Annotated in this window: 15 protein-coding genes and 1 pseudogene; 2 read left to right on the forward strand and 14 right to left on the reverse strand. The window is 65.7% G+C overall.

Features of this window, described 5'->3' with window-relative positions:
* The first annotated feature begins 170 nt into the window (after positions 1 to 170).
* Positions 171 to 851 carry a YoaK family protein gene (locus BFL43_RS12940; RefSeq protein ID WP_084892946.1) on the forward strand — a complete coding sequence of 227 codons (681 nt, stop codon included), beginning with the start codon at positions 171 to 173 and terminating at the stop codon, positions 849 to 851.
* Here BFL43_RS12940 and BFL43_RS12945 read toward each other — a convergent pair.
* Positions 843 to 2,669, reverse strand: a complete 1,827-nt coding sequence (locus BFL43_RS12945) for a long-chain fatty acid--CoA ligase (RefSeq protein WP_084892947.1) — start codon at positions 2,667 to 2,669, stop codon at positions 843 to 845. The genes BFL43_RS12940 and BFL43_RS12945 overlap by 9 nt on opposite strands.
* 195 nt (positions 2,670 to 2,864) lie before the next feature.
* Here BFL43_RS12945 and BFL43_RS12950 point away from each other — a divergent pair, with 195 nt between their 5' ends.
* Positions 2,865 to 3,746 (forward strand): crotonase/enoyl-CoA hydratase family protein, encoded by an 882-nt coding sequence (locus BFL43_RS12950; protein WP_084892948.1) that lies wholly within the window; start codon positions 2,865 to 2,867, stop codon positions 3,744 to 3,746.
* A 9-nt stretch (positions 3,747 to 3,755) separates the two neighbouring features.
* Here the strand turns inward: BFL43_RS12950 and BFL43_RS12955 are convergent, their stop codons facing one another.
* From BFL43_RS12955 to hisI, 13 genes and pseudogenes are all read right to left on the reverse strand, one after another.
* Positions 3,756 to 4,241, reverse strand: coding sequence for a hypothetical protein (locus BFL43_RS12955; protein WP_084892949.1), 486 nt, complete (start codon positions 4,239 to 4,241; stop codon positions 3,756 to 3,758).
* A gap of 22 nt (positions 4,242 to 4,263) precedes the next feature.
* Entirely contained in the window at positions 4,264 to 5,145 is an 882-nt protein-coding gene (locus BFL43_RS12960; RefSeq protein WP_084892950.1) for an acyl-CoA thioesterase II, read from the reverse strand.
* Between the two features lie 421 nt (positions 5,146 to 5,566).
* The gene (gene pyk, locus BFL43_RS12965; RefSeq protein WP_084892951.1) at positions 5,567 to 6,985 is read right to left on the reverse strand and encodes a pyruvate kinase; all 1,419 of its coding nucleotides are present in this window, start codon (positions 6,983 to 6,985) and stop codon (positions 5,567 to 5,569) included.
* Between the two features lie 105 nt (positions 6,986 to 7,090).
* The gene (locus BFL43_RS12970) at positions 7,091 to 8,596 is read right to left on the reverse strand and encodes a glutamate synthase subunit beta (RefSeq protein ID WP_084892952.1); all 1,506 of its coding nucleotides are present in this window, start codon (positions 8,594 to 8,596) and stop codon (positions 7,091 to 7,093) included.
* The gene (gene gltB, locus BFL43_RS12975; RefSeq protein WP_084892953.1) at positions 8,589 to 13,160 is read right to left on the reverse strand and encodes a glutamate synthase large subunit; all 4,572 of its coding nucleotides are present in this window, start codon (positions 13,158 to 13,160) and stop codon (positions 8,589 to 8,591) included. The genes BFL43_RS12970 and gltB overlap by 8 nt, the downstream gene beginning before the upstream one ends.
* Positions 13,161 to 13,675: 515 nt before the next feature.
* A pseudogene (lgt, locus tag BFL43_RS12980) lies at positions 13,676 to 14,599 on the reverse strand (prolipoprotein diacylglyceryl transferase); the annotation flags it as partial.
* Positions 14,596 to 15,423: a tryptophan synthase subunit alpha gene (gene trpA / locus BFL43_RS12985; protein ID WP_084892993.1), complete on the reverse strand. Its 828-nt coding sequence runs from the start codon at positions 15,421 to 15,423 to the stop codon at positions 14,596 to 14,598. The gene trpA and the pseudogene lgt, both read right to left, overlap by 4 nt.
* Positions 15,416 to 16,690, reverse strand: coding sequence for a tryptophan synthase subunit beta (gene trpB, locus BFL43_RS12990; RefSeq protein WP_084892955.1), 1,275 nt, complete (start codon positions 16,688 to 16,690; stop codon positions 15,416 to 15,418). The genes trpA and trpB overlap by 8 nt, the downstream gene beginning before the upstream one ends.
* Before the next feature lie 16 nt (positions 16,691 to 16,706).
* Positions 16,707 to 17,525, reverse strand: a complete 819-nt coding sequence (trpC, locus tag BFL43_RS12995) for an indole-3-glycerol phosphate synthase TrpC (RefSeq protein WP_084892956.1) — start codon at positions 17,523 to 17,525, stop codon at positions 16,707 to 16,709.
* A 148-nt stretch (positions 17,526 to 17,673) separates the two neighbouring features.
* A complete protein-coding gene (locus tag BFL43_RS13000) occupies positions 17,674 to 18,462 on the reverse strand; it encodes a Trp biosynthesis-associated membrane protein (RefSeq protein WP_084892994.1) in 789 nt (262 codons plus the stop codon).
* Positions 18,455 to 20,014, reverse strand: a complete 1,560-nt coding sequence (locus tag BFL43_RS13005; RefSeq protein ID WP_143695292.1) for an anthranilate synthase component I — start codon at positions 20,012 to 20,014, stop codon at positions 18,455 to 18,457. The genes BFL43_RS13000 and BFL43_RS13005 overlap by 8 nt, the downstream gene beginning before the upstream one ends.
* Before the next feature lie 25 nt (positions 20,015 to 20,039).
* On the reverse strand, positions 20,040 to 20,222 hold the full coding sequence (locus tag BFL43_RS13010) for a 4-oxalocrotonate tautomerase family protein (RefSeq protein ID WP_028462844.1): 183 nt from the start codon (positions 20,220 to 20,222) through the stop codon (positions 20,040 to 20,042).
* 42 nt (positions 20,223 to 20,264) lie between these two features.
* Positions 20,265 to 20,612, reverse strand: coding sequence for a phosphoribosyl-AMP cyclohydrolase (gene hisI, locus BFL43_RS13015; RefSeq protein ID WP_084892958.1), 348 nt, complete (start codon positions 20,610 to 20,612; stop codon positions 20,265 to 20,267).
* Positions 20,613 to 20,647: the final 35 nt, after the last annotated feature.

Consider the following 20,647-nt stretch of genomic DNA (forward strand, 5'->3'; position numbering starts at 1 on the left):
AGATGATGGCGACAAGTCTCGATGCGGCACGCCGCGAGCAACGTTGAAATCGGACATGCCTGTACTCGAGAACCTATCCCCGAGGACACCCCTCGCGGAGCAGATTCGCCGGGGTTGTTCGGTGGATCCTGATATCTTTCAGACCAATAATTTCCACCGAAAGTGGCCCCGTGCAGAGTACGAGCTCGACACTACGGTTCGCCCTGCTCATCACCTTGGCCAGCGGCTTCCTCGACTCGTACACGTTCCTCGTCCGCGGAGGGGTGTTCGCCAACGTCCAGACCGCCAATGTGATCCTGATGGGAATCGGGCTGTCCGACCGCCACTGGTCTGCGGCACTGCTACATCTGTGGCCGATCCTGGCGTTTCTGCTCGGCGTGACCTTGGCCGTACACATCAAATCCGGCAGGGTCGATCATCTGCTGAACCATCCGATTCGGTGGACGATCGCGCTTCAGGTCGGGGTGCTGGCGGTCGTGGGGTTTGTGCCGACCTCGGTCCCCCACACCTACGTGACCGTGCCCATCGCCTTCTGCACGGCCATGACGATCACGATGTTTCGCAGCATCGGTGAACTCGGCTACTTCGCCGTCGCGACGACCGGCAATCTGATGCACATGATCGAGTACGGCTACGCCGCTTCGGTCGACAAGCGCACGGAAGCTCTGTCGGCCTTTTCGACCTACGCCAGAGTCGCCGGGACCTTCGCCGCGGGTGCGCTCATCGGCGCCGTAGCGACGCAATTGTTCGACGCCCACGCAGTGTGGCTGGCCGCCGGCTTCCTTGCCGTCACCCTTGTGTTCTTCGTCCTCGACCAGCGCAGAGCCGAACGCGAGGCCGACTCACCGTAGGTCGATCACCGCGCCACCGGTATCGGTCGCATAGAGGTCGACGATCAGCTCTGCGTACTTCGTGGAGATCGGTTTGCGCCGCAGTTTCATGGTCGGCGTGAGTTCTTCCCCTCCCGGCTCCCACGCCTGGGGCAGGATCACGAACCGCTTGATCTGCTCCACGCGCGACAACTTGCCGTTGCCCGTCGTGACCGCGGCCCGGACCTCCCCCCGGATGTCGGGGTGCTCGGCGAGCGAGGCGAGATCGGCAGCGTCGAGACCGAGAGCGCCGGCACGCGCCGCAGCCACATCGGGGTCCAGGACCACAAGCGCTGCCACGTACGGCTTACCGTCGCCGAGGGCGACGACCTGGCTGATCAACGACGACGCCGCCTTGAGTGCGTTCTCGATATTGGTCGGCGACAGGTTCTTCCCCGACTCGTTGATCAGTAGTTCTTTCTTGCGATCGACGATCTTGTAGTTGCCGTCGTCGTCGACGGTGGCGATGTCACCACTGGCCAGCCAGCCGTCGGAGTCGATCGTGTCCGCGGTCTTCTCCGGCTGGTTGCGGTAACCACGCATGACCATCGGGCCACGTACCAGTAACTCCCCGTCGTCGGCGAGTTTGATCTCGACCCCGGTCAGGGGTTTGCCGACGGTACCGATCTTGAGATCGTCGGCGGTGGTCATGGTCGAGACCGCTGTGGTCTCGGACATGCCCCACACCTCTACGACCGGGATACCGAGACCGGCGAAGAACTCGAGGACCTCCGCGGGGATCGACGCCGCTCCCGAGGCCGCCAAGCTGATGTTGTCCAGACCGAGAGCGCTGCGCACGGCGGAGAGGATCAACTTGTCGGCAATCTTGTACTGGACGTCGAGGATGCGGCCGCGGCTCGTGCCCGCGAGGTCGGCGCGAGCCGCCGCGGATCCGACACCGAGGGCCCACGCCGCCAGCTTCGACTTCACCGGATTGGTTTCCGCCTCGAGTTTTCCTTCGATCCCCGCCTTGATCTTCTGCCAGACCCGGGGCACCCCGAAGAACACAGACGGATGCACCTCGGCGAGCGCGGCGGCGATCTCGCGAGGGTCCGATACCGACGTGATCTGGATGCCGCGCACCAGGCTCGCCGCGTGCGCGGACACCCGATCGGCGATGTGCGCCGCGGGCAGATACGAGATGATGCGATCGTCGAAACCGATGGTCAGGTGCTCTGCCAGCGCAGACAACTCGGCAACGATGTTCGCGTGGGTGATCTCGACACCTTTCGGCGGGCCCGTGGTGCCCGAGGTGTAGATCAGGGTCGCGATATCGGAAGGCTGGACCGCGTCGGCCGCTGCCTGCAGATCGAAGTCGCCGAGGTCGGTGTCCTCGACCTCCGCGAGCGTGATGGTGCCGCCGCTGTCCACACTGACCACGTGATCGATCGCCGTCCCGGCACCTTCGATCGCCGCCACGAAGGCCTGCTCGGTGATGACCACCGAGTTGCCCGCGTCGGTGAACAAGTAGTCGATCTGCTCGGGGGCACTCGTGTTGTAGATGGAGAACGGAATGGCACCCAGATGCAGGAGTGCGGTGTCGACCAGGTGGAACTCCGGACGGTTGCTGAGCATCAGTGCCACCGGTTCGCCGCGGCGAACGCCCAACGCCGACAGCCCGGCAGCGATGCGCTCGACCCGCCGCGCATACTCGGCCCAGGTGATCTCGACCGTACCTCCCGACGTGCGCAACGCGACAGCGTCAGGACGCATGCGGGCGGTGTGCGTAAAACCTTCGGGCAGCGTGCGCACCCCGACTCCGGATGCGTGCGGAAAGGCGATCTCGGCAACGACTGACATCGGACTTCTCCATCGATTACTCGGGGGCGGATCAAACTGGCTGTGCGACAGCAACTTCTGGGCCCACAGCTTTCCCGGCCCATTTCTGACCACAGGTGTGATCTGAAGATAACAGAATCGGTGCCTGCCGCGGATCAATACGGCGCCGGCCCGCGTACCGTAGGACCGAAGATTCCCACCTGAAGGAGCCCCAACATGCCAGCGACCGATGGCGTATCCGCACCTGCACCGCTGACGCTCGCCGCCGATCCGCACGGCAGCCCGGCCGCCGACGACTCCGTGACGTACTGCGTGGAGCACACGGCCGCCGGACCGATCGCACATGTCCAGCTCAATCGGCCCGACAAGCACAATGCCCTCACCCTGCCCCTGCTCGCCGGGCTCACCCGGGCCGCACAACAGGCTGCGAAAGACCGTACGTTGCGCGCGGTGATCATCAGTGGTGCCGGCAAATCCTTCAGCGCCGGGCTTGATGTCGGCAGTCTCGCAGGAAAGCAGAAGAGCGTCCTGCGTACGTTCGTGCCGAATCTGCTGCAGGGCTCCAACGGTTTCCAGAATCCGGCCTGGCACTGGCGCCGGGTGCCCGTGCCGGTGATCGCTGTAGTCCACGGCCATTGCTACGGCGGCGGCCTGCAGATCGCCCTCGGTGCCGACTTCCGGTTCGCCACCCCCGACGCCGACTTCTCCATCCTCGAAGCCAAGTGGGGTCTGATCCCTGACATGTCGGCGTCGGCGGCGCTGTCTCAGCTCACCGGGATCGACACCGCGAAGCGTCTGACCATGACCGGGGAGATGTTCTCGGCCGACTACGCCAAGGAGATCGGTGTGGTGACCGGTGTCGCCGACGACCCGCACGCCGAAGCACTGGCGTTGATCGAGAAGATCGCCGCCCGCTCACCGGACTCGGTGGCGTCGACCAAGAAGCTGTTCGAGAAGACCTGGTCGCGGTCCCCGCGATTCTCGTTCCCCGTCGAGCAGGTTCTGCAGCTCCGACTGCTGCGAACCAAGAACCACGCGATCGCGCGCAAGGCGGGCATGACTCGCTCGACACCGGTGTTCCGGGATCGCGAAATCTGATCCGGGGCTTCAGGGTTCGATCGTGATCCCGCCCGCCAATGTGGACTCAGTGGCTTCGTAGCGCAGGGTTGTGCCGATTTCGACCAAGTACTCGGCCCGACCCTCGGGAATCCCTGATATCGAGAACGGCAGGAAGCATCGGTTGTCGGACAGTTCAGGTGCAGACAACTCGGACTGTCCGAGGATCGACAAGTCCTCATCGAGCACCCGCACCCGGGTGCCTTGTCTCACATCCTCGAATTCGCCGGTGCCGCCGCAGATGTCGGTGGCGGACACCTCGTACTGCTGATCGGTGAGAACCACGGAGCCGTCGGCGGTGAAGTCGCGTTCTTGCACACCGAGGGCCAGGGCACCGATCGCGATCACCGCGAGGATCGTCGCAGCGATCGAGCTGATCACGATGATCGGCTTGCGGGTCCGGCGTTGCCATGTCCGTGGGGGCAGATCGGGGCCGGGATTCAGCCAGTATTGCGGCGTCTGCTGGACGGGCTGCATGGTTTGAGTCTGCCCTATCGGGTCAGTTCTTCGGCGGGAAGTATTTGATCAGCGCTTCTTGCACGACTGTTGTGGCCAGCAGACCGTCACGGGTGAAGAACCGACCGGTGCCCAGGCCCCGCGACCCCGCAGCGACGGGTGACTCCGTCGCGTACAGCAACCATTCGTCGAATCTGAAGTCGCGGTGAAACCACATCGAGTGGTTCACGGTCGCGGCGAACAAGCGGTCGATACCCCAGGACAAGCCGTGCGTTGTGATGATCGAGTCGAGAACGGTGGTGTCGGAGGCGTAGCAGAGGGCAGCGATGTGGAGCAGCGGGTCGTCGGGCATCTGACCATCGGTCCGCATCCAGACCCTGTTGTGCTCGAGCCGCTCCCCCGATTCGCGCGCTTTCCACGTGGGATCGTTGGCGAATCGGATGTCGATCGGGTGCATGGCATTCACGAACAGTGCGATGCGATCCTCGAAGCCCTTGAAGTGCTCACCGAGTGGTGGCAGATCTTCGGGGTAGGCAACGTCAGGACTCTGCACCGAATGCTCCAGGCCTGCCTTGTTGTCCTGGAACGCGACGAGCATGGAGAAGATGTCTTCGCCGTCCTGCATGGCGGTCACGAGACGATTGGCGAACGGCTTGCCATCGCGGAGCCGGGTGACGTGGTACTCGATCGGTTTGGTGACGTCGCCGCCGCGGATGAAGTGCGCGTTGAGCGCGTGTACGGGAGTAGGGCGGGGCACACTGCGCCCGGCAGCCACCACTCCCTGGCTCAACAGTTGCCCGCCGAAGGTGCGGGCCCCGACCTCCGTCGGGTGCAGCCCGATGAAGAGGTCGGGTTCGGGCTGCTCGAGATCGAAGATTGCGAGCAGCTTGCTCAGATCAGACGTCGTACCGGGGGCTTCAGTCACAGCAAGACTCTAGAGGACGCCACCGCTGCGAGGCTGAGCCGCTCCGGACGCCGAGCGGGCCCTACCAAACGCCGACCGGGCCCTACCGAACGCCGACCGGGCCGTTCTGGCCGTGCACAGGCACGATCAACGCGCGCAGAGGCCCGCTCGACGGCTGTTTCGGCCCACTCGACGGCGTTATCGGCCCGGTCGGCGTTATCGGCCCGCTCGACGGAGGTCTGAGCGAGCGCAGCGATGCGAAGACCTGGGAGGTGTGGCCGCGGTGGTTCTGGACTGCCGACGAGCGAGCGCTAGCGAGGTGAGGAGCGCAGGCAGCCCCCGCGTGCTCTGGACTGAGGAGCGAGGGAGCGAAGCGACTGAGCCGACGAGGGAAGAGCACGCGACTTCAGGGCTGCCTGCACGCGGGCGCCAGCCCGCCAAATCAGTGGTCGTCCTCACCGATCCTGTGAACATGGATCAGGTTCGTCGTGCCGACGGTTCCGGGAGGTGCACCGGCGACGATGACGACCTGGTCGCCGACCTTGAGGCGGCCGATCTCGAGGAGCGAGGCGTCGACCTGCTTGATCATCTCGTCGGTGGATTCGACGCGCGGGACGATGAAGGTCTCTGTTCCCCAGCTCATGGCGAGCTGACTGCGTACCTCCGGCAGCGGCGTGAATGCCAGCAGCGGCAGCCGCGTGTGGAGACGGGCCAGGCGGCGCACGGTGTCTCCGGACTGGGTGAACGCCACCAGGGCCTTCGCGTCGAGACGCTCGCCGATGTCGCGAGCAGCGTAGGAGATGATTCCGCGCTTGGTGCGCGGGACGTGACTGAGCGGCGGCACGTCGCGGGTCCCGTTCTCGACGGCCTTCACGATCCGGGCCATGGTCTGCACGGTCTCCATGACGTACTTGCCGACCGAGGTCTCTCCGGAGAGCATGACGGCGTCGGCACCGTCGAGAACGGCATTGGCGACGTCAGAGGCCTCGGCGCGGGTGGGTCGCGAGTTCTCGATCATCGACTCGAGCATCTGCGTGGCGACGATGACCGGCTTGGCGTTTTCCCGAGCCATCTGGATGGCGCGCTTCTGGACGAGCGGGACTTCTTCGAGGGGCAACTCGACACCGAGATCGCCGCGGGCGACCATGACGGCGTCGAAGGCCAGGACGACCGCTTCCAGGTTGTCGATGGCCTCTGGCTTCTCCAGCTTGGCGATGACCGGAACGCGGCGGCCGACCCGATCCATGATCTCGTGGACCAGTTCGATGTCCGCGGGTGAACGGACGAACGACAGCGCGATCAGGTCGACACCGAGGGCAAGCGCGAACTCGAGGTCGGCGATGTCCTTCTCCGACATGGCAGGCACCGAGACGTTCATGCCGGGCAGGGAGACACCCTTGTTGTTGCTGACCGGGCCGCCTTCGGTGACGGTGCAGATCACGTCGTTCTTGTCGACCTCGACGACAGTCAGCCCGACCTTGCCGTCGTCGACGAGCAGCCGGTCACCGGGCTGTGCGTCATTGGCCAGTTCTTTGTAGGTGGTGGAGACGCGGGTGGCGGTGCCTGCGCAGTCCTCGACGGTGATCCTGACCTCGTCGCCTGCGGTCCACTGAACTGGGCCGTCGGCAAAGGTCCCGAGTCGGATCTTCGGGCCCTGCAGGTCGGCGAGGATGCCGACCGCGTGTCCCGTCACGTCGGACGCTTTCCTGACCCGGTCGTACATCTCCTTGTGGTCTTGGTGTTTGCCGTGGCTGAAGTTCAGCCGCGCCACGTCCATTCCACTCTCGACCAGTTCACGCACCCGATCGTCGGTCGCGGTGGCCGGTCCGAGGGTGCACACAATTTTGGTACGTCGATTCACCTCGCCGAGCCTAGTCCGCACAGGCGATCCTCTCCACGTAAGTAGCCAAGACGTCACCCATAATTCGCTGTGTTAAGAAGATGGCGGTCCCTGCAGAAATGCGCTTCAGCGGACCGACAGCGGTAGCGCCGCCGGGTGCATCGGTGAGGGCAGGTCCGATTCGCCCATCAGGAACTCGTCCACTCCTCGTGCGGCGGCACGTCCCTCTGCGATCGCCCAGACGACCAGCGAGGCCCCGCGGTGCGCGTCGCCACACACGAAGACGCCGGGAGCGTCGGTCTGCCAGTCGCTGCCACAGGCGAGTGCGCCGCGACGATTCGGGGCCAAATCGAGCTCGGACAGCAGTTCGGTGCGCTCGACTCCTTCGAAACCGATCGCGAATAGTGCCAACTCACAGGGTAATTCGAACTCGTCGCCGATGGGGACGACGGTACGGTTCCCGTCGTCGTCACGCTGGACCGTCACCTCGGCCAGGACCATCGCGATGACGTTGCCGTCGTCGTCGCCGACGAACCGCTGCACCGCGACCTCGTACCGACGGGCGCCGCCCTCGGCGTGCGCGGACGAACTGCGCAGGATGAGCGGCCAGGTCGGCCACGGCGATCGGTCGTCGTCTCGGTCCGATGGCAGCTCCGGGTTGTAGTCGAGTTGGGTGACCGACGCCGCGCCCTGCCGGTGCGCGGTGCCGAGGCAGTCTGCACCGGTGTCACCGCCCCCGATGATCACGACGTGTTTGCCCTGCGCGGAGATCGGTGACGGTCCATCGCCCTCGCACTCCCGGTTGGCGGGCACCAGATGCTCCATGGCCAGATGAACGCCGTTCAGGTCTCTCCCGGGCACCCCGGTGTTGTCCCGGGCCGCCAGGGCTCCCACTGCGAGCACGACCGCGTCGAATCGCTCTCGGAGTTCGTCGACGGTCAGATCGACGCCCACGTTGCAGCCGGTGACGAACTCGGTGCCCTCGGCCCGCATCTGCCCCAGCCGACGATCGACGTCTGATTTCTGCAGCTTGTATTCGGGGATGCCGTATCGCAGCAAGCCGCCGAGTCGGTCGTCACGCTCGAAGACGGTCACGGTGTGGCCGGCGCGGGTGAGTTGCTGTGCGGCGGCGAGCCCGGCCGGACCGGAACCGACGACCGCGACGGTCTTCCCCGAATGGGTCATCGATGTCTGCGGACCGACGAGACCCTCGCGCCAAGCTTCCTCCGCGATCGTCTTCTCGATGCGCTTGATGGTGACACTGCCGCCGGTGGTCGCCTGCGAGATCGACAGCACGCACGCGGACTCGCACGGGGCCGGACAGATCTTCCCGGTGAACTCCGGGAAGTTGTTCGTGGCATGCAGGCGATCGCTGGCGGCGTCCCACCGGCCACGGCGCACCAGATCATTCCATTCCGGGATCAGGTTCCCGAGCGGACAACCCGCCGTGCCCGAGTGGCAGAACGGGATCCCGCAGTCCATGCAACGGCGCGCCTGTTCGGCAACGTTCTCGTTCTCCTTGAGGGGGTCGTTGTCGGCGTACACATCCCGCCAATCGTTGACCCGCTCGTACACCGGCCGGGTGACCGCTTCGGCCTTGCCGACTTCGAGAAATCCGCGCGGGTCAGCCACGAGCCGCCTCCATGATCGCTGAATCCACGTCTCGTCCTTCCGCTTCCGCCATGCGCGCGGCGTCGAGCACGCGCTGATAATCGGTGGGCATCACCTTGGTGAACTTCCGGCTGCGCCGGGGCCAGTCGGCCAGCATCGAGGCCCCGACCGCCGAACCCGTCAGCTCGACATGCCGGCTCACCTGATCGTGGAGGAAGAGCAGGTCGTCGGGGTCGGGGTTCTGCAGATCCACCATCGCCTGATTCACCTTCGACGAATCCAGGTGGTAGACGAACGCGATCCCACCGGACATTCCCGCAGCGAGATTGCGTCCCGTCGGCCCGAGGATGATCACGCGCCCACCGGTCATGTACTCGCACGCGTGGTCGCCGACACCTTCGACCACCGCAATGGCACCCGAGTTGCGGACGGAGAATCGCTCCCCCACCCGGCCCCGGAGATACACCTGTCCGCTGGTGGCGCCGTAGAGGATGGTGTTGCCGGCGATCACTTGATCCTCGGCGACAAACGTTGCGTCGCTGTGCGGCTTGACCACGATCTTGCCGCCGCACAGCCCCTTGCCGACGTAGTCGTTGGCGTCACCGGTGAGCGACAGCGTGACCCCGGGCGGCAGGAACGCACCGAGGGACTGGCCCGCAGAACCGGTCAGCGAGACAGTGATCGTGTCCTCGGCCAGTCCGTCGGAACCATACCTACGGGTGACCTCGGAGCCGAGCAGAGTCCCCACCGTGCGATTGACGTTGCGCACGGGGAGATCGAGGTGCACCGGGTGCGCGTCTTCGAGTGCGCCCTCCGACAGCTGGATCAGGGTCTGATCGAGCGCCTTGTCCAGGGCGTGATCCTGTCCGCGCATCCGGCGACGCGGCGAATCGTTCACCGGCATCCGGAAGATCGGCGACAGGTCGAGTCCCTTCGACTTCCAATGCGCCACCCCGGGCGCCGTGTGCAGCGCGTCCGAGCGCCCGATCGCCTCGTCCAAGGTGCGGAAGCCGAGCATCGCCAGATGCTCCCGGACGTCTTCGGCGATGAACTTGAAGAAGTTCACGATGTGCTCGGCCTGGCCCGTGAACCGCGCCCGCAACTTCGGATTCTGGGTCGCGACGCCGACCGGGCAGGTGTCGAGGTGGCAGACGCGCATCATGATGCACCCGGCGACGATCAGCGGAGCGGTGGAGAAGCCGTACTCCTCCGCACCGAGGAGCGCTGCCACCATCACGTCACGTCCGGTGCGCAACGCGCCGTCGCACTGCACCGTGATGCGATCGCGTAACCCGTTGAGCATCAACGTCTGTTGCGCGTCGGCCAGCCCGATCTCCCACGGGGTTCCGGCGTGCTTGAGCGAGGTCAGCGGCGACGCACCGGTGCCACCGTCGTGCCCGGAGATGAGCACCACGTCGGCATGCGCCTTCGACACCCCTGTCGCCACTGTGCCCACGCCCATCGCGCTGACCAGCTTCACGTGGATCCGCGCCTGCGAGTTGGCGTTCTTGAGGTCGTGGATCAACTGGGCCAGATCCTCGATGGAGTAGATGTCGTGATGCGGCGGCGGCGAGATCAGGGCCACTCCGGGCGTGGAGTGCCGGGTCTTGGCGATCCACGGATACACCTTGTACGCCGGGAGTTGGCCGCCTTCACCAGGTTTGGCGCCCTGGGCCATCTTGATCTGGATGTCTGTCCCGTTGATGAGGTAATCACTGGTGACACCGAAGCGGCCGGAGGCGACCTGCTTGACCGCGCTGCGCCGCATCGGGTCGTACAGCCGGTCAGTGTCCTCGCCTCCCTCCCCCGAGTTCGACCGGCCACCGATGGTATTCATCGCGATCGCGATCGTCTCGTGGGCTTCCGCAGAGATCGAGCCGTAACTCATCGCACCGGTGTTGAACCGCTTCATGATCGATTCGACCGACTCAACCTCTTCGAGGGGTACGGGTTCTCTTCCCTGCGTATCGAATTCGAACAATCCGCGTAACGTTCCGCCTTCGCGCGAGAGCCGGTTCACCTCATCGGTGTACTTGCGGTACACGTCGGTCTTTCCCGACTTCGAGGCGTGCTGTAGGAGGAAGACCGTCTCGGGGCTGAACAGGTGGAGTTCGCCCTCACGCCGGTACTGGTATTCGCCGCCGATCTCGAGGCGCCGATAGACCTGCTCGGTGGGGTTCGGCGGGTACGCCCGATGGTGGCGCAGGCGTACCTCTTCTGCGATCTCGTCCAGGCCCACGCCACCGATCCGCGACACGGTGCGGGTGAAGTACTCGCGGACGAGATCACCCGAGAGGCCGACAGCCTCGAAACACTGTGCCGCGGTGTACGACCCGACAGTCGAGATACCCATCTTGCTCATCACCTTGAGCACACCTTTACCCAGGCCCTGCAAGTAGTTCCGCACCGCCTTCGACGCCGCCACACCGGTGAGTTCACCCTCCCGGACGAGATCCTCGATGGTCTCGAACGCCAGGTAGGGGTTCACCGCTGCCGCGCCGAAACCGATCAGCAGGGCCACATGGTGGACCTCCCGCGCGTCGGCGCTCTCGACGACGAGCGCCACCCGGGTGCGCTCTTTCGTCCGCACCAGGTGGTGGTGCACGGCCGAGGTGGCCAACAGCGACGGGATGGGCGCGTTGTCGCGGTCGGTTTCCCGGTCGCTGATGACCAGCGTGTGGAAGCCACTCGCGATGGCCTCGCTGGCCCGCGTCCGCAGGTCCGCCAGCGCGCGTTCGAGTCCCGGTCCGCCCTCGGCGACCGGGTAGTGCGCCCGCAGCACCTTCGCGGACAGACCACGGTGGTTGCCCTCGTCGTTGATGTGCACGATCTTGGCGAGTTCGTCATTGTCCAGGACCGGCCACGGGAGCAGGATCTGCCGACACGACGCCGCGGTCGGCTCCAGCAGGTTCTGTTCGGGGCCCATCACGCGGGCCATCGAGGTGACGATCTCTTCCCGGATCGCGTCGAGCGGCGGGTTGGTCACCTGCGCGAACAATTCGACGAAGTAGTCGTAGAGCAACCTCGAACGCTGAGAGAGCACAGCGATAGGGGTGTCGGTGCCCATGGAACCGAGAGCCTCGTATCCCGACGCGGCCATCGGCGCGATCAGCACCCGCAGGTCTTCCTCGGTGTACCCGAACGAGACCTGCCGCCGCACCACCGAGTCGTGGGTCGGGATGAACCGCGGCCGTTGCGGCAGCCGGGCCAGTTCGAGCAAGCCGGCGTGCAGCCACTCCTCGTAAGGTCGCTCGTTGATCAACTGGCCCTTGATCTCGGCATCGGGAATCCGGCGTCCGGCAGCGGTGTCGATCAGGAACATCTTCCCGGGTTCCAGCCGGCCCTTCGCGACGATGTCTTCGCTCTTGATGTCGAGCACGCCCGCTTCGGACGCGAGCACCACCTTGCCGTCTCGGGTCTGCCACCAGCGCCCGGGGCGCAGGCCGTTGCGGTCGAGAACGGCCCCGACGAGCGTGCCGTCGGTGAAGGTCACACATGCCGGTCCGTCCCACGCCTCCATCAACGACGAATGGAACTGCAGAAAGGCCCGGCGGCGTGGATCCATGTCGGGGACGTTTTCCCAGGCCTCGGGGACCATCATCATCACGCAGTGCGGGACGCTGCGACCACCGAGGTGCAGCAGTTCGAGGACCTCGTCGAGGGACGCGGAGTCGGACGCTTCGGGGGTGCAGATGGGGAACAACCGGGTGAGATCGCCGGGGATCAGGTCGGTCTCGAGCAGCGCCTCGCGGGCACGCATGCGGTTCCGGTTACCGCGGACCGTGTTGATCTCGCCGTTGTGGGCGACAAACCGGAACGGATGGGCCAGCGGCCAGGACGGGAAGGTGTTGGTGGAGAAGCGTGAGTGAACGATCGCGATCGCGCTCTCAGTGCGTTTGTCGCGCAGATCGGTGTAGAACAGCGGCAGCTGCATCGTGGTGAGCATGCCCTTGTAGACGATCGTCCGGCTCGACAGCGAGGCAAAATACAGACCGCTGCCGTCGGCCTCCAACTCCGGGGTGACGCGTTCGGAACGCTTGCGCAGCGGATAGACCAGGCGGTCGAGATCCAATCCTGAGGGTGCCGTGCCGTCGGCGTTCAGTGGTCCGCTGACGAACAGCTGAGCCATGTACGGCATGCAACCCCGGGCGGTGTGACCGATGTCGGCGGCATCCACCTCGACCGGCAGTTCGCGCCACCCGAGGATGGTGATGTTCTCCTCCGCCGCGATCTCCTCGACCCGGGCGACCGCTCGTGACCTGGTCGCCGGATCTGCGGGCAGGAAGCAGTTGCCGACGGCGAAGGTGTTCTCACCATTCAGATTTGCGGCAGGCAGATCGAAGTCGACGACCTCGCGCAAGAACGCGTGCGGGACCTGCATGAGGATGCCCGCGCCGTCGCCGCTGTTGGTCTCGGCTCCGGCGGCGCCGCGGTGATCGAGATTCTCGAGGGCCAGCAACCCGTCGGCGACGATCTCGTGACTGCGCCGGCCGTGGATGTCCGCGACCATCGCGACACCGCACGAATCGACTTCCATGTCCGGGTCGTACAGACCCTGGGCTTCCGGGAGCTGAGAGAACAGCAAATCCGACCTCCACGCCTAGGCCCTCGATCACGCGAGGAACCAGCCAGTAATCCTCAGGACGTCACTGGCCCGTGGGGTGAAATATGCGCACCTGCGGAACTCGCGGTGGTGCAACTGCCCATGATATCAGGCAAATAAAGGGTGAGCAGACCCTAAACAGTCTGGTCGTCTCCACCGGTTGCGGTGTCGGGCTTGGCCTTCCGATACGGCTTGGCCGCAGAGTCCAGTTTCGAGTCGGTCGGGGCCTCGGTCTCGGCTTCCTCGGTGTCGGTCGGCGTGGGCACCGGTGCGACCGGGGTCGCTTCAGTCGCCGCTGCGACATCGGCCGGTTCAGTCGCTGCTGACGTTGCCTCGGCAGGCTTCGGCTCCGCTGCCTTCGCCTCGGCGGCGGGTGTCGCAGCGACCTCGGCCTTGGTATCGGCCGTCTCGGCCTTGGTCTCAGCCGCCTTGGTCGTGGTTTCAGCAGTTTTGGTTGCGGTCCCACCAGACGTGGTCTTCGCCTCGACGGGTGCGTCGTCCTCGACGAAACCGGCCACCGGGTCCTCGCTGAGCTCGGGGTCCGGCCCACTGCCCGGGTGATAGATCTCGGCCGGGGTCTCGCGGCCCTTGGGGGCGATCACCACATAGATGGCGGCACACGCGAACACGATGGCCGCGGTGAACAGATTGATACGGATGCCCCAGAGCAGGGTCGCGGTGTCTGTGCGCAGCGTCTCGATGACGAACCGCCCGAGGCAATACCCGGCCACGTAGAGGGCGAACAACCGCCCGTGCCCGATCCGGAACCGACGATCGATGAAGACGAGCGCCAGCACCACCAGCACGTTCCACAGCAGCTCATACAGAAAGGTCGGTTGGACGACCGCGTAGACCACACCCGTGGACTTGCCGTCGATCAAGCCGGGACTGGTGAAGCCCGACGAGTCGGAGCGCTCGAAGATCTCCAGGCCCCACGGCAGGTCGGTGCGATCGCCGTACAGCTCCTGGTTGAAGTAATTTCCGAGTCGGCCGATCGCCTGCGCCAGCAGGATTCCGGGCGCGATGGCGTCACCGAACGGAGGTAGTTTGATCCCGGCCCGGCGGGCACCGATCCAGGCACCGAGAGCACCGAAGGCCACCGCACCCCAGATCCCGAGTCCGCCGTCCCAGATCTTGAGGGCGTCGATCGGGCTCTTCGGTCCGTCACCGAAGTAGGTGTTCCAGTCGGTCATGACGTGATAGATCCGGCCACCGATCAGACCGAAGGGCACCGCCCAGATCGCAACGTCGAGAACTTCACCGTCGCGTCCACCGCGGGCCACCCAGCGTCGGTTGCCCCAGAAGATGGCAACGATGATGCCGACGATGATGCACAGCGCGTAGGCCCGGAGTGGAAACGGGCCTACGTTCCACACACCCTGCGACGGGCTGGGGATATAGGCCAGCACCTCGGTGCTCACGAATGAACCCCGGCACGTTCGGTGTGGCCGGCCCGGACACCCTCTGCCAATTCGGCGGTGAGCGCGCGGAGCGCATCAGGACTCTCGGTCACGGCGCTGACCAATGCGGAGCCGACGATCACGCCGTCTGCGTAGCCGGCGATCTCCGCGGCCTGCTTCTTGTTCCGTACGCCGAGACCCACACCGATCGGGATGTCGGAGCGCAGCCGGACCCGGGCACAGAGCTCGGGGGCCATCGTCGACACGCTGTCGCGGGCACCGGTGACACCCATGGTGGAGGCGGCGTAGACGAATCCACTGCTCGCCTCGAGGGTCATCGCGAGCCGTTCCTCCGTCGACGACGGGGCGACGAGGAAGATCCGGTCGAGGTCATGTTCGTGCGAGGCGGCGATCCACTGGTCGGCCTCTTCGGGGATCAGGTTGGGGGTGATCAGACCCAGGCCACCGGCCCCGGCGAGATCGCGGGCGAACGCATCGATTCCGTACGCCAGCACCGGGTTCCAGTAGGTCATCACCACAGCACTGCCACCGGCCTCGGAGATCGCCTCGACGGCCTTGAAGACGTCTTTGACACGGATACCCTGGCGCAGCGCCTGTTCGGCGGCCTCCTGGATGGTCGGTCCGTCCATCACCGGATCGGAGTACGGAACGCCGACCTCGATGATGTCGCAGCCGGCCTCGACCATCGTGCGCATCGCGTCGAGCGAACCCGGCAGGTCGGGGTAGCCGACCGGCAGGTAACCGATGAGGGCGCTGCGCTTTTCCTCACGGCATTGAGCGAACAGCGGTCCCAGCCGAGAATCGGCCGAGGGGGATTCAGGCATGACCATCCACTTCGAAGAGTCCGAACCATTTGGCGGCGGTGTCGACGTCCTTGTCGCCACGCCCGGACAGGTTGACCACGATGATCGAGTCGGCACCGAGCTCTGGACCCAGTTTGAGGGCGCCGGCGACGGCGTGCGCCGATTCGATGGCCGGGATGATGCCTTCTTTGCGACTGAGCAGTGCCAGCGCGTCCATTGCCTCGGTGTCGGTGATCGGCCGGTATTCGGCCCTGCCGATGTCCTTGAGGTACGCGTGCTCGGGTCCGACGCCCGGGTAATCCAGGCCGGCGGAGATCGAATGCGATTCGGTGGTCTGTCCGTCTTCGTCCTGCAGGAGATACGAGTAGGCGCCCTGGAACGCACCCGGGGTTCCGCCGGTGAAGGTTGCCGCGTGTCGGCCGGTTTCGACACCGTCTCCGGCAGCCTCGTAGCCGATCAGCCGAACATCGGTGTCGTCGAGGAACGGATGGAAGATGCCGATCGCGTTGGAACCGCCGCCGACACAGGCGACGACCGCGTCGGGCAATCGACCCGCGGCTTGCAGGATCTGCTGACGGGTTTCGAGTCCGACCACGCGTTGCAGGTCGCGCACCATCATCGGGAACGGATGGGGTCCGGCCGCGGTGCCGAAGCAGTAGTAAGTGTCGTGCGCGTTGGTGACCCAGTCGCGCATCGCCTCGTTGATGGCATCTTTCAAGGTTGCCGAACCGGTTTCGACCGATACGACCGACGCGCCCAACAACCTCATCCGGGCGACGTTGAGCGCCTGCCGTTCGGTGTCGACCCGGCCCATGTAGATGATGCATTCCTGGCCGAGCATCGCGCACGCCGTCGCCGTGGCCACCCCGTGCTGACCGGCACCGGTCTCCGCGATCACCCGGTTCTTGCCCATCTTCTTCGCGAGCAACGCCTGCCCGAGCACGTTGTTGATCTTGTGGGATCCGGTGTGATTCAGGTCTTCTCGCTTGAGGAAGATCCGTGCGCCGCCGGCGAGCTCGGAGAGTCTGGTGGCCTCGTACAACGGTGACGGCCTGCCGGTGTAATCGCGCTGTAGCCGATCGAGTTCGCCGAGGAACTCATCATCGGAGCGGACCTTCTCGTACGCGGCGGTGACCTCTTCGATCACGGCCATCAGGGCCTCGGGTACGTGGCGTCCACCGTAGACACCGAAGTGACCACCGCGGTCGGGTTCCAGCGAGGTACGGCTGACCAGGCCGGCGCTGGCGGAGGGTAGATCGGAAAGGGGTGCAGAAGACGACGACGTCATAAGGAGAACTCAGGGCCTATCGGACTGGTTTGGGGCAGGACGGATGTGTTCCGGCGGTCACCAGTTCGGAGACGGCGGCACGTGGATCACCAGAAGTGACCAGCCCCTCTCCGACCAGCACCGCGTCGGCGCCGGCTCCGGCGTAGGCCAGCAGATCGGCGGTACCGCGGACCCCGGACTCAGCGATCCGGATCACCTGGGATGGCAGTCCGGGAGCGATCCGGGAGAAACTGTCTCGATCGACCTCGAGGGTCTTGAGGTTGCGGGCATTGACACCCACGACCGACGCACCCGCCTGCAAGGCACGGTCCGCCTCTTCTTCGGTGTGCACCTCGACAAGCGCCGTCATACCGAGCGACTCCGTGCGATCGAGCAGGGCCGAGAGCACGTTCTGCTCGAGTGCCGCGACGATCAGCAGGATGACGTCTGCACCGTGGGCGCGCGCCTCGTGGATCTGGTACGGGCCGACGATGAAGTCTTTGCGAAGGACCGGGATCTGTACCGCGGCGCGTACCGCGTCCAGGTCTGCGAGCGAACCGCGGAACCGGCGCTCCTCGGTCAGGACGCTGATGATCCGGGCGCCGCCGGCCTCATAGGCCGATGCCAGTGCGGCCGGGTCGACGATGTCGGCGAGGTCGCCTTTGGAGGGGCTCGCCCGCTTCACCTCTGCGATGACCCCGATGCCCGGCTCGCGCAGAGCCGCTGCGGCGTCGATGGGGTCCGGTGCTGATGCGGAGGCTGCCTTGATCGCGGTGAAGTCGATCACTGATTCGCGGGCAGCCACATCGGCCTTGACTCCGGCGAGTATTGAGTCGAGGACGGTTTGCGTGCTCATGATCAACCCCTTTCTGACGCGACTGACGAGGTTGCGCCCTGGTTGGTCGTGGACACGGCTGCTCGTGTTTTCAGTACACAAAGGGTAGCTGCGACCCCGCCGCGACCGGATTCGGGGTACCACCAGTCCACGTGAGTCCCGTCACTTTTCATCGGTCTGCCGGACCGATGGTCGGATCGTCGCCGGTATCGAGTGCATCCCACAGCAAGCGTTCGTTGTTCCCGGAGTCCGTCTCGGCCGCGGGCACCGACTTCGCTGCCGTCCCGGATTCGTTCTCTGCGTCTGCGCTTGCGGTGGTCGCGGCCTTCTTCTCGGCTGCCCGCTGGGCGAAGACCTGCTCCTCGAGTTCGGCCCGCCGAGCCGCAGGCGACTTGTACTTCGACGACATCGGAGCATCACGAGATGCGATCTGCAGCATGACGACAGCGCCCAGAACCGCGAAGGCGGTGCCGAGGCAGACGATCAACCCGGGCAGGATCGAGGTGTCGACCTGAACAGCCTGGTAGCGGTTGGGTAGATCGATGACGTCGGCGGCGTACGAGGTGTGATCGTCGCCGGTCAGCAGGGTCAGGGCGGGCAGCAAGCCGAGGACGGCCACGGCGGCGACGACGATCGCCGTCAGCCGCAGCGCCCACCCACGCAGCGACGCCGCTGCCGCGATCCCCGCGAGAAGCACCAGCGCGAGTGGTGTCAACAGTGGCGTCCAGTCCGACCCCTTCACCGTGAACGTGCGGGGCGGGGCCAAACCGTCGGCTCCGATGAGCTCGGCCCAGGTCATTCGTGACGCGCTCCAGAAGGCCACGGCGGCGAGCCCGAGCAACAACGCGATGATCCCGAGTCGTCTGCCCCGGCCGGCCCGGGCGGAGGCTGCCGATGTCGACGCGGGAACCGGCGTCGGGTCCGGTCCGGCAGGCGTCGGGTCTGTGGGCTCACTCATCGCCGGACCCACTCACCCTGGTCATGGTTCCGGCCGCCGCGATGGCCCGCAGCACGGCGCTGGCCTTGTTGCTGGCCTCGTTGTATTCGTAGTCGGGTTCGCTGTCCGCCACGACTCCCCCGCCGGCCTGCACATAAGCACGACCCTCCTTGAGTACGGCGGTGCGGATCGCGATCGCGGTGTCGGCGTCCCCTGCGAAGTCGAGATAACCCACGATGCCGCCGTACAGCCCGCGCCTGGTCTTCTCGTGTTCGTCGATCAACTCCATGGCCCGTACCTTGGGTGCGCCGGTGAGCGTGCCTGCCGGGAAGCAGGCGTTGACCGCATCGAGCGCGGTCTTGCCGGACCGGAGATGGCCGGTCACCGTCGACACCAGATGCATGACGTGGCTGTAGCGCTCGATGTGCCGATAGTCGCGGACCTCGACCGTGCCCGGTTCGCAGACCCTGCCGAGATCATTGCGCCCGAGATCCACGAGCATCAGGTGCTCGGAGTTCTCCTTCTCGTCCGCGAGCAGGTCTTTCTCGAGCAGGACGTCCTCGGATTCGTTGGCGCCCCGCCAGCGGGTACCTGCGATGGGATGGGTGGTGGCCACCGAATCCTTGACGGTCACAAGGGCTTCCGGACTCGAACCCACGATGGTGAAGTCGGGTCCACCGTTACCGGGAACCCGGAGCAGGTACATGTATGGACTGGGGTTGGTCGTGCGCAAGACCCGGTACACGTCGATCGGGTCGGCGTCGGTCTTCATCTCGAAGCGCATCGAGGGCACCACCTGGAACGCCTCGCCCGCCTCGATCTCCGACACCAGACTCGTCACGATCGTCCCGTACTCCTCGCGGGTGCGCTGGGCCTCGAACTCGGGGACGGCACTGCGGTACGTCGAGACGGTCGACGGCGCAGGCGCGGCGAGCGCCGCGGTCATCGTGTCGAGCCGGGCGACCGCGTCGGCGTAGGCGTTCTCCGCCCGGTCGTCGGTCCCGTCCCAGTTGACTGCGTTGGCGATCAGCGTGATGGTGCCCTCGTGGTGGTCGACCGCCGCGATGTCGGTTGCCAGCAGCATCAGCATCTCGGGCAACTTCAGATCGTTCTCTGTGGTGTCGGGGAGGCGTTCGAGACGGCGCACCGCGTCGTAGGCGAGGAAACCCACGAAACCACCGGTCAGCGGCGGTAGGCCGGGGAAGCGATCGGTCGCGAGGATCTTCAAGGACTCGGCCAGGGCCGCCAGCGGGTCACCGCCTGACGGGGCGCCCGCGGGCTGGGTGCCCCACCACTGTGCTTCGCCGTCCACCGAGGTCAACGCGGCAGGCGAACCTGCTCCGATGAACGACCAGCGCGACCAGGAACGACCGTTCTCCGCTGATTCGAGCAGGAACGTCCCGGGTCGGTCACCGGCGAGCTTGCGGTAGGCGCCCAGTGGCGTCTCCGAGTCTGCGAGCACCTTGCGGGTCACCGGTACCACCCGGTGATCGGCGGCCAGTTCGAGGAACTGTGCCATCGTGGTGGTGTCTGGGAAGCCGCCTGCAGTTGAGGCGGTGGTCTTGTTCGGCATCGTCACCTAGTGTCCCAGCCCGCCGCTACTGCCCGAGCGGCTCCCCACCCACACCCCAGTGCGAACGCGGGACCTCGGTGATCGTGACCCACACCGAGTCGGGATTCTTACCGGTGGCGCGTGCGTAGGCCTCGGTCACGGCGGCGATGGTCTCGCGCTTCACACGGTCACTGAGTCCGGGGGTCTGCGAGATCTGGATCAATGGCATCGATGGGTGCCCCTCACTGGTGTCGCTCGGAAAATCAGGTGGTCAGGAAATCGTGGTGAACAGGACGTTCGCGTCGAAACAGGTGTGGTCACCGGTGTGGCAGGCGGCGCCGATCTGTTCGACGGTCAGGAGCACGGTGTCGCCGTCGCAGTCCAGGCGGACCTCGGTGACCTTCTGCGTGTGACCACTGGTCTCCCCCTTGATCCACTGCTTGCCGCGCGAGCGCGAGAAGTAGGTGGCCTCACCGGTGTCCAGGGTGCGGGCGAGTGCGTCGTCGTCCATCCAGGCGACCATGAGCACCTGGCCGGTGCCCGCTTCCTGCACCACGGCGCAGACCAACCCGTCGGCGTTGCGTTTGAGCTGTCCTGCTATCTGGGCGTCCAGCGACATGTCATCGACTCCTCGTGCGTAAAGATCTGGCGCAG

The sequence above is a fragment of the Williamsia sp. 1135 genome (genome assembly GCF_002095395.1).
Lineage (GTDB): Bacteria > Actinomycetota > Actinomycetes > Mycobacteriales > Mycobacteriaceae > Williamsia.